This is a genomic window from Massilia sp. NBRC 108631, from assembly GCF_059704565.1.
Map to the genome: position 1 here is coordinate 22,275 of NZ_BAAKJE010000139.1, position 13,851 is coordinate 36,125.

Annotated in this window: 14 protein-coding genes and 1 other annotated feature; of the genes, 5 read left to right on the forward strand and 9 right to left on the reverse strand. The window is 63.1% G+C overall.

Annotation, left to right across the window (positions count from 1 at the left end; translation table 11 throughout):
- Positions 1-55 precede the first annotated feature (55 nt).
- The 7 genes from AC6H42_RS15265 to leuS all read right to left on the reverse strand — a co-directional run bounded on the left by AC6H42_RS15265 (position 56) and on the right by leuS (position 7,996).
- Positions 56-1,261 carry a THUMP domain-containing class I SAM-dependent RNA methyltransferase gene (locus AC6H42_RS15265; RefSeq protein WP_373888149.1) on the reverse strand — a complete coding sequence of 402 codons (1,206 nt, stop codon included), beginning with the start codon at positions 1,259-1,261 and terminating at the stop codon, positions 56-58.
- Between the two features lie 56 nt (positions 1,262-1,317).
- Positions 1,318-1,920: a 2-hydroxychromene-2-carboxylate isomerase gene (locus tag AC6H42_RS15270; protein WP_497548419.1), complete on the reverse strand. Its 603-nt coding sequence runs from the start codon at positions 1,918-1,920 to the stop codon at positions 1,318-1,320.
- A 12-nt stretch (positions 1,921-1,932) separates the two neighbouring features.
- Positions 1,933-2,361: a CopD family protein gene (locus tag AC6H42_RS15275; protein WP_057152786.1), complete on the reverse strand. Its 429-nt coding sequence runs from the start codon at positions 2,359-2,361 to the stop codon at positions 1,933-1,935.
- 21 nt (positions 2,362-2,382) lie between these two features.
- On the reverse strand, positions 2,383-3,648 hold the full coding sequence (locus tag AC6H42_RS15280; RefSeq protein ID WP_497548420.1) for a glutamate-5-semialdehyde dehydrogenase: 1,266 nt from the start codon (positions 3,646-3,648) through the stop codon (positions 2,383-2,385).
- A gap of 74 nt (positions 3,649-3,722) precedes the next feature.
- A complete protein-coding gene (gene holA, locus AC6H42_RS15285; RefSeq protein WP_057152784.1) occupies positions 3,723-4,739 on the reverse strand; it encodes a DNA polymerase III subunit delta in 1,017 nt (338 codons plus the stop codon).
- A gap of 18 nt (positions 4,740-4,757) precedes the next feature.
- Entirely contained in the window at positions 4,758-5,342 is a 585-nt protein-coding gene (locus AC6H42_RS15290) for an LPS-assembly lipoprotein LptE (RefSeq protein ID WP_057152783.1), read from the reverse strand.
- 2 nt (positions 5,343-5,344) lie between these two features.
- Positions 5,345-7,996 (reverse strand): leucine--tRNA ligase, encoded by a 2,652-nt coding sequence (gene leuS / locus AC6H42_RS15295; protein WP_497548421.1) that lies wholly within the window; start codon positions 7,994-7,996, stop codon positions 5,345-5,347.
- A gap of 55 nt (positions 7,997-8,051) precedes the next feature.
- Between leuS and AC6H42_RS15300 the strand changes: the two genes are divergently transcribed.
- From AC6H42_RS15300 to map, 4 genes are all read left to right on the forward strand, one after another.
- Positions 8,052-8,894 carry an AraC family transcriptional regulator gene (locus AC6H42_RS15300; RefSeq protein ID WP_497548422.1) on the forward strand — a complete coding sequence of 281 codons (843 nt, stop codon included), beginning with the start codon at positions 8,052-8,054 and terminating at the stop codon, positions 8,892-8,894.
- A 71-nt stretch (positions 8,895-8,965) separates the two neighbouring features.
- Positions 8,966-9,331, forward strand: a complete 366-nt coding sequence (locus AC6H42_RS15305) for a VOC family protein (RefSeq protein WP_057152780.1) — start codon at positions 8,966-8,968, stop codon at positions 9,329-9,331.
- A 71-nt stretch (positions 9,332-9,402) separates the two neighbouring features.
- Entirely contained in the window at positions 9,403-9,645 is a 243-nt protein-coding gene (locus AC6H42_RS15310) for a ParD-like family protein (protein ID WP_056401606.1), read from the forward strand.
- On the forward strand, positions 9,638-10,429 hold the full coding sequence (gene map / locus AC6H42_RS15315; protein WP_057152779.1) for a type I methionyl aminopeptidase: 792 nt from the start codon (positions 9,638-9,640) through the stop codon (positions 10,427-10,429). Before AC6H42_RS15310 ends, map begins: the two co-directional genes overlap by 8 nt.
- 1 nt (position 10,430) lies before the next feature.
- Here map and AC6H42_RS15320 read toward each other — a convergent pair whose 3' ends face one another.
- Both AC6H42_RS15320 and AC6H42_RS15325 read right to left on the reverse strand, forming a co-directional pair.
- Positions 10,431-11,258 (reverse strand): PoNe immunity protein domain-containing protein, encoded by an 828-nt coding sequence (locus AC6H42_RS15320; RefSeq protein WP_057152778.1) that lies wholly within the window; start codon positions 11,256-11,258, stop codon positions 10,431-10,433.
- A 21-nt stretch (positions 11,259-11,279) separates the two neighbouring features.
- Positions 11,280-12,269, reverse strand: coding sequence for a PoNe immunity protein domain-containing protein (locus AC6H42_RS15325; RefSeq protein ID WP_057152777.1), 990 nt, complete (start codon positions 12,267-12,269; stop codon positions 11,280-11,282).
- Between the two features lie 313 nt (positions 12,270-12,582).
- On the opposite strand from AC6H42_RS15325, the gene AC6H42_RS15330 reads away from it, so the two are divergent.
- Positions 12,583-13,811 (forward strand): IS3 family transposase gene (locus AC6H42_RS15330; protein ID WP_373888190.1). Its coding sequence is split into 2 segments (ribosomal slippage): positions 12,583-12,865 and positions 12,865-13,811, totalling 1,230 coding nucleotides; the frame shifts between segments, so codons are not numbered across the junction.
- Positions 12,864-12,980 (forward strand) — a sequence feature (AL1L pseudoknot). (Overlaps the previous gene by 117 nt.)
- Positions 13,812-13,851: the final 40 nt, after the last annotated feature.

Sequence of the window (13,851 nt, forward strand, 5' to 3'; positions counted from 1 at the left end):
CAGGTCCGGTTCTGCCGCCGGTCCGGCATCGCCGGACCTGCGCGGCGGGTAATGCTTATTGTGCTTTCGGCTTGGCTTCTTCGCGGCGGTTGTAGCCGGCCACCATGTCGAAGCGGAACAGACGGCATTCCAGCGCGCCGTTGAAGAACGGCGTCTTGCGCGCTTCCTTCAACCGCAGCAGCTTGGGCAGGCCCAGGTCGGCAGTGAACAGGAAGGCGGTCCAGCCGGCGAAGCGCTGCTTGAGCGTGGTGCCGAAGGCCGAGTAGAACGAGGTCGCCAGTTCGTCTTCCGGCAGGCTACTGTCGCCGCGCACGCCGATGCGTTCGCCGTACGGCGGGTTGGTCAGCAGGATGCCCGGCTGCTCGGTCGGCGCCTTCACTTCCTGCGCCTCGATCTGCTTGAGCGGAATGTCGAACATGATGCCGGCGCACTTCAGGTTGTGGCGCGTCATAGCCACCATGTCGCCCGAAATGTCGGAGCCGAAAATGGTCGGTTCGGACGGCAGCGGGTTAGGCTTGATGGCGTTCTTCATGTCGGCCCAGACCGCAGGCTGGAAGTCGTGGAACTTCTCGAACGCGAAACGGCGGCGCGCGCCGGGCGGAATGCCCTGCACCATCTGCGCCGCTTCGCACAGGATGGTGCCGGAGCCGCACATCGGATCGAACAGCGGCGTGCCCGGCTTCCAGCCGGAGACGCGCAGCAGGCCGGCGGCCAGGTTTTCGCGCAGCGGCGCGTCGCCCGTTTCGTCGCGCCAGCCGCGCTTGAACAGCGCTTCGCCCGAGGTATCCAGGTAGACGATGTACTGGTGCGCGTCCAGGAAACCGACGATGCGCATGTCCGGTTCGCGCGTGTTCACCGACGGGCGCGAACCGTACATGTCGCGGTAGCGGTCGCAGATCGCGTCCTTGATCTTCAGCGTGGTGAATTCCAGGCTCTTCAAGGGCGACTTCACGGCCGTCACATCGACGCGGATGGTGTGGTCGACGCCGAACCATTCTTCCCACGGCTGCGCCAGGGTCAAGTCGTAGATGTCGTTCTCGTTCTTGTAGCCGCCGGCGGCCATGCGCATCAGCACGCGCGAGGCGATGCGCGAATGCAGGTTGACGCGGTAGGCGTCTTCCAGCGCGCCGGAGCAGTGCACGCCGCCGGGCACCTGGTTGTGCACCTTCAGGGTGCTGCCGGGCAGCTGCGTGATTTCGGTCAGTTCTTCGGCCAGCGCCGCTTCCATGCCGCGCGGGCATGGGCAAAAATAGGAAGCCATAGGGGTACCTTTTATCCGTTTAAAAAAAACGTTCCGCCTGCGCGGAACGATGTACTTCAGGGGGCCAGTGCGCGCTCGAGGAAATCGAGCCTGTCCTGACCCCAGAAACTTTCACCATCGAGGATGTACCACGGCGAGCCGAATATATTGGCGGCGGTGGCTTCCTCTGTGTTCTTGTCGTACTCGGCCTGCACGCTGGCCGTCTCCGACGATCTGGCCAGCGCGCGGCCATCGAGGCCGCAACTGTTGGCGATCTGCACCAGCGTCTCTTCGTCGCCGATGTTGCGCTCCTCGGCCCACAGGCCGCGCATGATAGCGCCCGACAGCTGCAGCGCCGTGTCCACGCCGTGCGTCAGGCGCGCGGCGATGATCAGCTTGGCCGCCGCATCGGGCGACACCGGGAAGAACCTGGGCTGCACGTTCATCGGCACGCCGAGGAATTTGGACCAGCGCGCCAGCTCCACCAGGCGGTAGGCCTGGCGCTGCGGCGCGCGCTTGGCCAGCGGAAGGCCGCCGGACACGCCAAACACCTTGCCCAGATCGAAGGGACGGATGTCGATCTGCGCACCGTGCGCCCTGGCCAGCGCCACGAAGCGCTCGTGGCCCAGGTAGCTCCACGGCGAATGCGGGGCAAAGTAGTATTGGCAGATTTTGCTCATGCGTTGACTTCCTTAGAAAGGTTTGACGACGACCAGGATGACGATGGCCAGCAGCAGCAGCACCGGCACTTCATTGAACCAGCGGTACCAGGTATGGCTGCGGGTGTTCACGCCGCGTTCGAACTTCTTCAGGATGGCGCCGCAGGCGTGCGAGTAGCCGATGGCCAGGATCACCAGCGCCAGCTTGGCGTGCATCCAGCCCGGCATCTTGAAGCTGTCCCCGCCGCCGTACTGTAGCCACAGCAGCCAGGCGCCCAGCAGCACCGCCGGCACCGACAGCATCATCATGAAGCGGTACAGCTTGCGCGCCATCAGCAGCAGGCGCTCCTTGCTCACGCTTTCCTTCTCCAGCGCCAGGTTGACGAAGATGCGCGGCAGGTAGAACAGCCCGGAGAACCAGGACACGACGAACAGGATGTGGAACGCTTTTACCCAGAGCATAGGCTTCCTTTTATTTGCGTCTTATTTGCGTACTTCGCCGTGGCCGAACACCACGTATTTGAGCGAGGTCAGGCCTTCCAGGCCAACCGGGCCGCGCGCGTGCAGCTTGTCGTTCGAGATGCCGATTTCGGCGCCCAGGCCGTACTCGAAGCCGTCCGCGAAACGGGTGGAGGCGTTCACCATCACCGAGGCCGAATCGACTTCGCGCAGGAAGCGCATGGCGTCGCTGTAGTCTTCGGTGATGATCGACTCGGTGTGCTTGGACGACCAGGTGCTGATGTGGTCCATGGCCTGGTCGATGCCGTCCACCACCCGCACGGCGAGAATCGGCGCCAGGTATTCGGTGGCCCAGTCTTCCTCGGTGGCGTGCACCAGGTGCGGGTAGCCTTCCAGGATCTTGTACGATTCGGGGTCGCAGCGCAGTTCCACCTTCTCGGCCGCGTACAGCTTGGCCAGCTGCGGCAGCACCTGCGGCGCGATGGCGCGCGCCACCAGCAGCGTTTCCATGGTGTTGCACGGGCTGTAGCGCTGGCACTTGGCGTTGAAGGCAACGTCCAGCGCCTTCTTCATGTCGGCCTTGGCGTCGATGTAGACGTGGCAGATGCCGTCCAGGTGCTTGATCATCGGCACGGTGGACTCCTTCATCAGGCGCGCGATCAGGCCCTTGCCACCGCGCGGCACGATCACGTCCACATACTGCGGCATGGTGATCAGCGCGCCGACGGCGGCGCGGTCGGTGGTGTCGACCACCTGCACGCCGTCTTTCGGCAGGCCGGCACCCTGCAAGCCTTCCATCACCAGCCTGGCCAGCGCGCGGTTGCAATTGATCGCTTCCGAACCGCCGCGCAGGATGGTGGCGTTGCCGCTCTTGATGCACAGGCCGGCCGCGTCCACAGTGACGTTCGGGCGGGCTTCGTAGATGATGCCGATGACGCCCAGCGGCACGCGCATCTGGCCCACCTGGATGCCGCTCGGGCGGAATTTCAGGCCGCTGATCTCGCCGATGGGGTCCGGCAGCGCCACGATCTGGCGCAGGCCTTCGACCATGGTGGCGATGGCCTTGTCGGACAGGGCCAGGCGGTCCAGCAGCGCCGGCGCCATGCCGGCGGCGGACGCCGCGTCCAGGTCCAGCTGGTTGGCGGCGCGCAGGGCGGCCGCGTCGCGTTCGATCGCGTCGGCGATCAGCAGCAGCGCGCGATTGCGCTGCGCGCTGTCGGCGCGGGCCATGGCGCGCGATGCAGCGCGCGCCTGGCGGCCCACTTGTTCCATGTATTGCGTGATGTCCATTACATTCCCTCGGAAAACCACTGCAAGTCCGGGGTCAGACCATCGGGTCCGATCCCGGCCGTTGCGGTTGGTTGTCAGCCGCGCGCCACCTTCAGCGCCAGCTGCAGCATTGCGTCCCATGCGTCGCCCGCGAAAGCCTTGGCGCGCAGGCCCTTGATCATCTTATCGATTTGCGCCGCTTCCTGCAGCGCAGCCTCCAGCAGCGGCAGCGACACGCGCCGCAGCGCCGGTTCCATCATGCGCTCTTTCGGGCCCCAGATGCGGTACTCCTTGAGCAGCGCGCCCAGCGGCCGTCCCTGCGCCGTACCGGCCTTCAGCTTGAGCAGCGTGCGGATTTCCTCCGACACCGCCCACAGCACCAGCGGCAGCGCTTCGCCTTCGCCTTTCAAGCCTTCGAGCATCCGCACCAGCCGCGCGGGATCGCCGGACAGCATCGCTTCACTCAGTTTGAACACGTCATAGCGCGCCACGTTCAGCACCGCGTCATGCACTTGTTCATATGTCAGTTTGCCCGCTTCGTGCAGCAGGCCCAGTTTCTGTATCTCCTGGTGCGCCGCCAGCAAATTGCCTTCAACGCGGTCGGCGATGAAGTCGATGCTCTGGCGGTCCGCGCTCTGGCCTTGCGCAGCCAGGCGGTTGCCGATCCAGCCCGGCAGCTGCGCGCGTTCGACATTCGGAATGTCGATGTACACGGCGGCCTGCTGCAGGCTGGCCACCCAGGCCGCCTTCTGCGTCTGCCAGTCCAGCTTGGGCAGCGTGATCAGCGTCAGGTTGTCCGGACTCAGATCCTTCACATAGTTCTGCAGCGCCGCGCCGCCGTCCTTGCCCGGCTTGCCGGTCGGGATGCGCAGCTCGATCAGCTTCTTGTCGCCGAACAGGGACAACGCCTGGTTCGCCGCCAGCAGCTCGCCCCACTTGAAGCTGCGCTCGACGGTCAGCACGTCGCGCTCGGAATAACCCTGCGCGCGCGCGCTGCGGCGGATCTTGTCCGCCGCTTCCAGCGCCAGCAGATGCTCGTCGCTGGTGATGACGTACAGCTGCGCCAGCGGCTTGCTCAAATGCCCGTCCAGCGCGTCCAGCCTCAGTTGCATACGTTGTTCCGCATCCGTTTATTCCTTGGGCGCGGCAACCGGCGTGGCCGGCGCCATCGACATCTGCGACACTGGCTTGATGGCGGCCATGCGGCGCATCATCTGCTGCACCAGGTCGGTCTGCATGTCCTTGTACAGCAACGCCTCTTCCTGCTCCTTCGCCAGCAGCTGGGTCTCGTCGAAGGTGATCGGACGATTCAGGCTGATGCTGGTGGGCGCCAGCAGCTCGTTGCCAAGCTTGTCGCGCACGCGAAACACGATGGTGTAGGCCAGCAGGTATTCACGCACGCGGCCATTGTTGTTCAGCGACAGAATGCTCTTGGTGCGGGTCTTTTCCGGATCGGTCAGCACCTCGATCACACCGTCGGCCTTGGCCGGATCGGAGACCACCACCGTGTTGCCGTTGACGCGGATGTTGCGCTTCAAATCGATCGCCAGCGGCGACGATTCCGGCAGGCCGACGTACATGGCCGGGAACGGCAGCGTGTAGTGGCCGCCCGAGCCGCGCAGGTGGAAGCCGCAGGCCGACAGCGAGCCGGCCAGCGCCGCCGCCACCAGCAGCGCGCCGGCGCCGCGTTTCAGGTTATGGATGGTGGTCTGCATGCTTACACCACGATGTTGACGAGTTTGCCCGGCACCACGATGACCTTCTTCGGCGTGCCTTCGATGAACTTCTGCACGCTTTCCTCGGCCAGCGCGGCAGCTTCGATGGCGGCCTTGTCGGCGCCCTTGGCCACCTTCACCGAGCCGCGCAGCTTGCCGTTCACCTGGATCATCATCTCGATCTCGGACTGCTCGAGCGCGGCGGCATCGACCTGCGGCCACGGCGCGTTCAGCAGGTCGCCCAGCGCCTTGCCGTAGCCCAGCTCTTCCCACAGCACGTGGGTGATGTGCGGCGCCACGGGATTGAGCAGGCGCAGGAAGATGGCGAAGCCTTCCGCGATCACGGCGTTGGATTCGGCGCTGTCGTCCAGCTTGGCCGACTCCATGGTGTTGAGCATCTTCATGCAGGCCGACACCACGGTGTTGTACTGGATGCGCTTCAGGTCATAGTCGGCCTGCTGCAGGATCTTGTGCAGTTCGCGGCGCAGGGTTTTCTGCGCGTCGCCGGCCACGGCCGCCGACACGGTGGCGCTGCCGCCCACCGCTTCGATGCGCGCTTTCTGCGCATAGCCGAAGGCCCACACGCGGCGCAGGAAGCGGTTCGCGCCTTCCACGCCGGAGCCCGACCATTCCAGCGTCTGCTCGGGCGGCGAGGCGAACATGGTGAACAGGCGGGCCGTGTCGGCGCCGTACTGCTCGATCTGCGCGGCCGGGTCGATGCCGTTGTTCTTCGACTTGGACATCTTCTCGGTGCCGCCGATGTTCACCGGCTGGCCGTCTTCCTTCAGCAGCGCGCTTTGCGGGCGGCCCTTGTCGTCGGTGGTCAGGTTGATGTCGGCCGGGTTGTACCAGGTCTTCTTGCCCGCCGCGTCTTCACGGTAGTAGGTCTCGTTCAGCACCATGCCCTGCGTCAGCAGGTTGACGAACGGCTCGTCGAACTTCACCAGGCCGAAGTCGCGCATGATCTTGGTCCAGAAGCGCGCGTACAGCAGGTGCATCACGGCGTGCTCGATGCCGCCGATGTACTGGTCCATCGGCATCCAGTAGTCGTTGCGCTCGTCCACCATGGCGTTGTTCGAACCCGGCGAGGTATAGCGCATGTAGTACCACGACGAATCGACGAAGGTGTCCATGGTGTCGGTTTCGCGGCGCGCAGGCTTGCCGCACTGCGGGCAGTCGCACTTCAGGAAGGCTTCGTACTTGTTCAGCGGGTTGCCGGTGCCGTCCGGCACGCAGTCTTCCGGCAGCACCACCGGCAGGTCTTTTTCCGGCACCGGCACCGAGCCGCAGTCGGCGCAGTGGATCATCGGGATCGGCGTGCCCCAGTAGCGCTGGCGCGAAATGCCCCAGTCGCGCAAGCGGAAGGTGACCTTCTTCTCGCCCAGGCCCTTGGCTTCCATGTCGGCCGCCACGGCGTCGACAGCGGCGGCGTAATTCAGGCCGTCGTACTTGCCGGAGTTGGTGACGATGGACACGTCCTTGTCGCCATACCATTCCTGCCATTCGGTGCTGGAGAACTCGGGATTGGCGGCGGTGGTGATGACCTGCTTGATCGGCAGGTTGTATTTGTTGGCGAAGGCGAAGTCGCGCTCGTCGTGCGCAGGCACGCCCATCACGGCGCCGTCGCCGTAGGTGATCAGCACGTAGTTGCCGACCCAGACTTCAACCTGCGCGCCGGTCAGCGGATGGGTGACGAACAGGCCGGTCGGCATGCCCTTCTTCTCCATCGTGGCCATGTCGGCCTCGATCACGGAGCCCATCTTGCACTCGGCGATGAAGGCCTGCAGTTCCGGGTTGTTCTGCGCGGCGTGCGCGGCCAGCGGGTGCTCGGCCGCCACGGCGCAGAAGGTCACGCCCATCACGGTGTCCGGGCGGGTGGTGAAGACGAACATCTTGCCGTCCTGGATCAGCTTGCCGTCGGCGTCCTTGATCTCGTGCGGGAAGGCGAAGCGCACGCCGGTCGATTTGCCGATCCAGTTGGTCTGCATGGTGCGCACGCGCTCGGGCCAGCCCGGCAGCTTGGTGTCCACGTATTCCAGCAGCTCGTCGGCGTAGTCGGTGATGCGGGCGTAGTACATCGGGATTTCGCGCTTTTCAATCAGCGCGCCCGAACGCCAGCCGCGGCCGTCCACCACCTGCTCGTTGGCCAGCACGGTCTGGTCGATCGGGTCCCAGTTCACGGTGCCGGTCTTCTTGTAGATGATGCCTTTTTCCAGCATCTTCAGGAACATCCACTGGTTCCACTTGTAGTATTCCGGCTTGCACGCGGTCATTTCGCGCGACCAGTCGATGGCCAGGCCCATGGACTCCATCTGCTCGCGCATGTGGGCGATGTTGGAGTAGGTCCATTGCGCAGGCGGCACGTTGTTGGCCATGGCCGCGTTTTCCGCCGGCATGCCGAACGCGTCCCAGCCCATCGGCATCAGCACGTTGTAGCCGTTCATGCGCAGGTAGCGGTACATCACGTCATTGATTGTATAGTTGCGCACGTGGCCCATGTGCAGCTTGCCCGAAGGGTAAGGCAGCATCGAGCAAGCGTAATACTTGCCTTTGGGGAAACGTGGGTCGTTTTCTACCGCTTTGTAGGCGTCGATCGCCTTCCAGTGCGATTGGGCGGCTTTTTCAACGTCGGCGGGACTATATTTATCTTGCATGATGTGTGCGGCCAGTATGAAATATTGGTGGATATGAACCGGTCATTATAACAGCATGCACTATAAGGAATTTCCGCCTCACCCCGTCTTGCGCGCGTATGTCGCGTGCCTGTGGGCGAGCGCGTCCGGCGGCCCGGCGCAGGACGGCCGCGCGGCCTCGCACCGGGTGCTGCCGGACAACTGCATCGACATCCTGTGGCAGGATACCGGCGCGCCGGCGTTCGCCGTCGGCATGATGACACGCGCCATCCATGTGGCCTCCGAGCGGGTGGTGCGGACCGTGGCGGTGCGCTTCAAGCCGGGCGCGGCGGGCATATTCCTGTCGCCGCCGCATGGCCCGGCGCTGCCGCTGCACCACCTGGCCGACCGGCGCAGCGACCTGGACCAGCTCTGGGGCCGCAGCGGCGCCGACCGGCTGGCCGACAGCCTGTGGGGCCGCGAGCTGAGCGACACCCAGCGCTTGGCGCTGATCGAGCGCAGCCTGCTGGCCCGGCTGCGGGAAGCCGCCGCTGGCGGCAAGGCGGCCGCAGCAATTCCCCCGCGCCCGGCCCGGCCATCGGCAGGCGGCCTGTCCGCGCCGTCACCGGCCGGCCCGCTGGTCGGCGCCGCGCTGGACGCCATCGAGCGCAGCGGCGGTGCCTTGCGCATCGAGACACTGGCCGACGGACTGGGTGTGTCGCGCCAGCACCTGGCCGCCCAGTTCCGCGCCAAGGTGGGCCTGACGCCCAAGATGTACGCCCGCATCGCCCGCTTTCGCCGCGCCACCGGCTCCCTGGCCGAAGCCCCGGCCCCGGACTGGGCCCGGCTGGCCCTGGATTGCGGCTACTTCGACCAGTCCCACCTGATCCACGACTTCCAGGAATTCTCCGGCAGCGCCCCGGAAAACTTCCTGCGCTGACTTTCCATTTTTCCAATCGCGGCCGCTCCCGGCGTGGCAAGATAGCCATCATTTCAACCAGGGAGAGCAAGATGATCAAAGGATTACGCACCGCCATGTACCCCGTGCCGGACATGGAACAAGGCAAGGCCTGGTACACCAGCGTGTTCGGCGTGGGCCCCTATTTCGACCAGCCGTTCTATATCGGCTTCGCCATCGGCGGCTTCGAGCTGGGGCTGTTCCCGGACGGCACGCCCGGCCCGTCCGGCAGCCGCGTCTACTGGGGCGTGGACGACATCGACGCCGAAGTGGCCCGCATCACCGCGCTGGGCGCCACGGTATTTTCCGCCATCCAGGACGTGGGCGAAGGCATCAGGGTAGCCGAACTGAACGACCCCTACGGCAACGTGCTGGGCCTGATCTACAACCCGCTGTTCAAGGCGGAGGACGTACGCTGACCCCCGTGCGCTGATCCGCAACCCATGGTAATATACGTTTCATATACACTTCATATATCAAACGAACAACCATGGGCATAGTAAAAATCTCCGACCAGATGCACGAGAACCTGCGGGTGGCGAGCGGCGCACTGAGCCGCTCCATCAACGCGCAGGCCGAACACTGGCTGCGCATCGGCATGCTGGCCGAAACCAATCCCGAACTGCGCTACAGCGACATCTGCCAGATGCTGCTGCGCTCCGCCGCGCAGGACGGCCCGACGCTGGCCGACGCCATCGGCGCCCCCATCGAGGAGCGCCGGCACCATGCGTAAGAAAAAGCCGAACGACATCCTCATCAAGAGTCCCGACCAGATCGCCCAGGCGCGCGTGGCGGCCCAGCTGGCGGCCGACGTGCTGACCATGATCGGCCCGCACATCAAGGCCGGCGTCACCACCGAACAGCTGGACAAGATCTGCAACGACTACATCGTCAAGGAGCAGCAGGTGATCCCGGCCAACGTGGGCTACGGTGGCTTCCCGGCCACCGTGTGCACCTCGGTGAACGAAGTGATCTGCCACGGCATCCCCTCGCCCAAGCGCGTGCTGCGCGACGGCGACATCATCAACATCGACGTGGCCGTGATCAAGGACGGCTGGCACGGCGACACCAGCCGCATGTACTACGTGGGCCAGCCCAGCAAGCAGGCCGAACGGCTGGTGGACGTCACCTACAAGTCGATGTGGGCCGGCATCCGCGCGGTGAAGCCGGGCGCGACGCTGGGCGACGTCGGCCACGCGATCCAGACCGTGGCCGAAGCGGCCGGCTTCAGCGTGGTGCGCGACTACTGCGGCCACGGCATCGGCCTGGTGTACCACGAGGACCTGGAAGTGCGACACTACGGCAAGCCGGGCACCGGCGTGGTGCTGCAGCCGGGCATGCTGTTTACCATCGAACCGATGATCAACGCCGGCAAGCCGCAAACGCGCGAAATGCCGGACGGCTGGACCGTCGTCACCGCCGACCGTTCGCTGTCCGCGCAGTGGGAGCATATGGTGACGGTGACCGAGACCGGTTTCGAGGTGCTGACCCTGGCACCCGGCGAGCAGCAGCAATAAGCTAAGCGCCCCCGGTCGCTTTTGCGGCGGGCGGCGGCGTTTTGCGGGCGTAGTCGACCAGGTCCTTCGGATACACCAACTCGTCGCGGTATGCGCTGTCGTCGATATCGTAGAGGTAAGTGAACGCGGCGGCGCAGAAGGCCCAGTAGCCTACGTATGAAGAATACTCAGGCTTCATTTTCTCGTGCTTTCCCCAGAAATGCGCCAGCCCTTTCATCGAAGAATACCACTTCGACACGTACTTCTTCATCGCTTGGGTTTTGGCTGCCGGCGTGTCGCTATCTATCACGTCAACCAGCAACCCGTAGGGTTTATTCCAGAACCATTCATCTACTGGAGGACGGTCAGGCAGATAAAAAACCAGCAGTTCTTCCACCACAAGATCCACTGCATCGTACGCGCCACCTGCTACCAAGGTGTAAACGCGCGGTAGCAGATCCTCGCGATGCAGCAAAACGCAGGCACTGATCAAGCCGATAAAGTCGACATACTCATCGATAGGATCGTCCATGGCGAAGACTGGAATGTACTCGTCATCGGGCAGGCGGGCGGATGACTCTGCTTCTCTCTCATAGGCGGCGACCACTTTCGTGAGCAATTCTGCCAGGTCGGGAAGCGGATCGCCTGCCGTGTACCGCAGTTGAAACTCGCACCACAGGAAGTTTGCCAAGAATCCGAGAATCACACTTTGCTCACGCGGCACGTGCCCGTTCTCCGTCAGTTTTTGCTCGCCTTGATCTTCGTCGCGGCGATAGTGGGCTATCGTGTTGAGAAAGATCTGCTCGTCGATGTAAGGCTGGCGCCGGCGGACTAAGAAGGGAGTGGCCATTTCACCTCCAGGCACTTACGCTCATGTAGCGGAATTCCACTGCCAAATTGTCTGGCCGTATTCGGATGCATCGAACGAAGGCATGAGTTCGCCTTCATTGAAATGCCGGGCGCTGTCCTCTTTGGCTGGGCTGAACCAGTTTCCCGCCCTTGGGCAGCGCTGGCCGCCGGCAACACGCAGCATTTCATTGCCGTCCTTGAGGCGGACAGGTTTGCGCGGCATGCTGCGGGCGTAGTCCACCAAGTCCTTGGGATACACTATTTCGTTCCGATATCCGCCGTCGTCAATGTCGTAAAGATAGGTGAATGCGGCGGCGCAGAACGCCCAGTAACCAACGTAATCTGAGTACTCCGGCGAGATTTTCTCGTGCTTGCCCCAGAAATGCGCAAGGCCCTTCATGGACGGATACCACTTAGTCACATACTTTTTCATGGCCTTGGCTCTGGCGGCGGGTGTCTCGCTGTCGATCACCTCAACCAACATGCCGTAAGGTTTGTCCCAATACCATTCATCTACTGCTGGGCGGTCAGGCAAATAGAAATTCAAGAGCTCTTCAATCAGCAGATCGGTTTCATCATAGTCTGTCCCCTCCATCAGGGCAAAGATGCGCGGTATGAGGTCTTCGCGGTGCAGCAATGCTGAGACGCTAAGCAATCCTATATAGTCCACATACTCGTCGATTGGATCGTCCAGCGTGAATACAGCGCTGTATTCGTCCTCGGGTAGCCGGTCCGTTGCGTCGGCCTCGCGCTCATATGCTTCGACGACTACCGTGAGAAAAGCAGCAAGGTCAGCCAGACCTTCGCCTGCCGTGTATCGTAGCTGAAACTCACGCCAACGTCCTCCAGCTATGTAACCCAAAAGCACGGTCCCGCCACGGGGAGCATCTTTTCGCTCTGGCCACGTCTCTTCTGCCAGCTCCTCATTGCGCCGATAGGTAGCTATTGTGCTGGCAAAGCTCTGCTCATCAATATAAAGCTGGCGCCGGCGGACCTTGAACGGAGTGGTCATTTCATCTCCACGCGCTCACGCTCAGGTACCCGGATTCCACTGCCAAATTGTCTGGCCATATTCAGAGGCATCGAACGAAGGCATATGCTCGCCTTCTTTGAACTGGCGGCCACTTCCCTCTTTCGCAGGACTGAACCAGTTTCCAGCGCGCGGGCATGATTGGCCACCCGCGACACGAAGCAATTCGCTTCCGTTCTCCAGTTTGACTGGCCGACGTGGCATGCTGCGAGCATACTCAACAAAGTCCTGCGGGTACGCCACCTTGAACCGGACCGGAAATCTGGGAGGCTCCAACATCTGAGAGAATGGAGCCATGAAACGAAAATCCACGAAGTTTTCCCCCGAAGTGATGGAGCGCGCTGTGCGCATGGTCGAGGAATCGGCCGGGCAGCATGAATCGCAGTGGGCAGCCATCGAGTCCGTCGCGGCCAAGATCGGCTGCACATCGGAGACGCTGCGCCGTTGGGTACGCCAACGTGAGCGCGACACCGGCAAACGCGAAGGCACCACCACCTCCGAACAGGAACGCCTGAAGGCGCTGGAACGCGAAGTTAAAGAGCTCCGCAAAGCCAATGAAATTCTACGTCTTGCGAGTGCTTTTTTCGCCCAGGCGGAGCTCGACCGCCGCTTCAAGTCCTGATGGCCTTCATCGACCAGCATCGTGCGGTCTACGGAGCCGAGCCGATTTGCAGGGTGCTGCAGATCGCTCCATCGAATTACTGGCGTCACGCTGCCCTGTGTCGTAACCCTGAATTGCGCTGTGCCCGTGCAAAGCGTGATGAGTCGTTGAGTGACCACATTCGTCGCGTATGGCAAGCCAATTTCCAGGTGTACGGCGCTGAAAAGGTCTGGCGCCAACTGCGCCGGGAGAAGATTGAGGTCGCTCGCTGCACTGTTGAACGTCTGATGCGCCGTGATGGCTTGCGTGGCGTCATACGAGGCAAGGTTGTGCGCACGACGATTGGCGACAAGGCGGCGCCGTGTCCTTTGGATCGGGTGAACCGCCAATTCCGCGCCGACCGTCCGAACCAGCTTTGGGTCAGCGACTTCACCTATGTCTCGACCTGGCAAGGCTTCGTCTATGTCGCCTTCGTGATCGACGTGTTTGCGCGCCGAATTGTGGGCTGGCGCGTGAGCAGCTCGATGCGCACGGACTTCGTGCTGGATGCACTGGAGCAAGCGCTTTATGCCCGACAGCCCGAACGGGACGAAGCCCTGATCCACCATAGCGACAGGGGTTCGCAATACGTATCCATCAAGTACAGCGAACGCTTGGCCGAAGCCGGTATCGAACCGTCCGTGGGCAGCAAAGGGGACAGCTACGACAATGCCTTGGCCGAGACCATCAACGGCTTGTACAAAGCGGAATTGATTCACCGTCGTGCTCCTTGGAAGACCCGTGAAGCTGTCGAACTGGCTACTCTGGAATGGGTGTGCTGGTTTAACCATCATCGATTGCTGGAGCCCATCGGCCACATTCCACCGGCCGAAGCTGAAATGAACTACTATCGTCAACTATCGAGTCAAGCCATCCCGGCATGACTCAAACCGAGGCGCCTCTCAATATCCCGGTCCGGTTCAC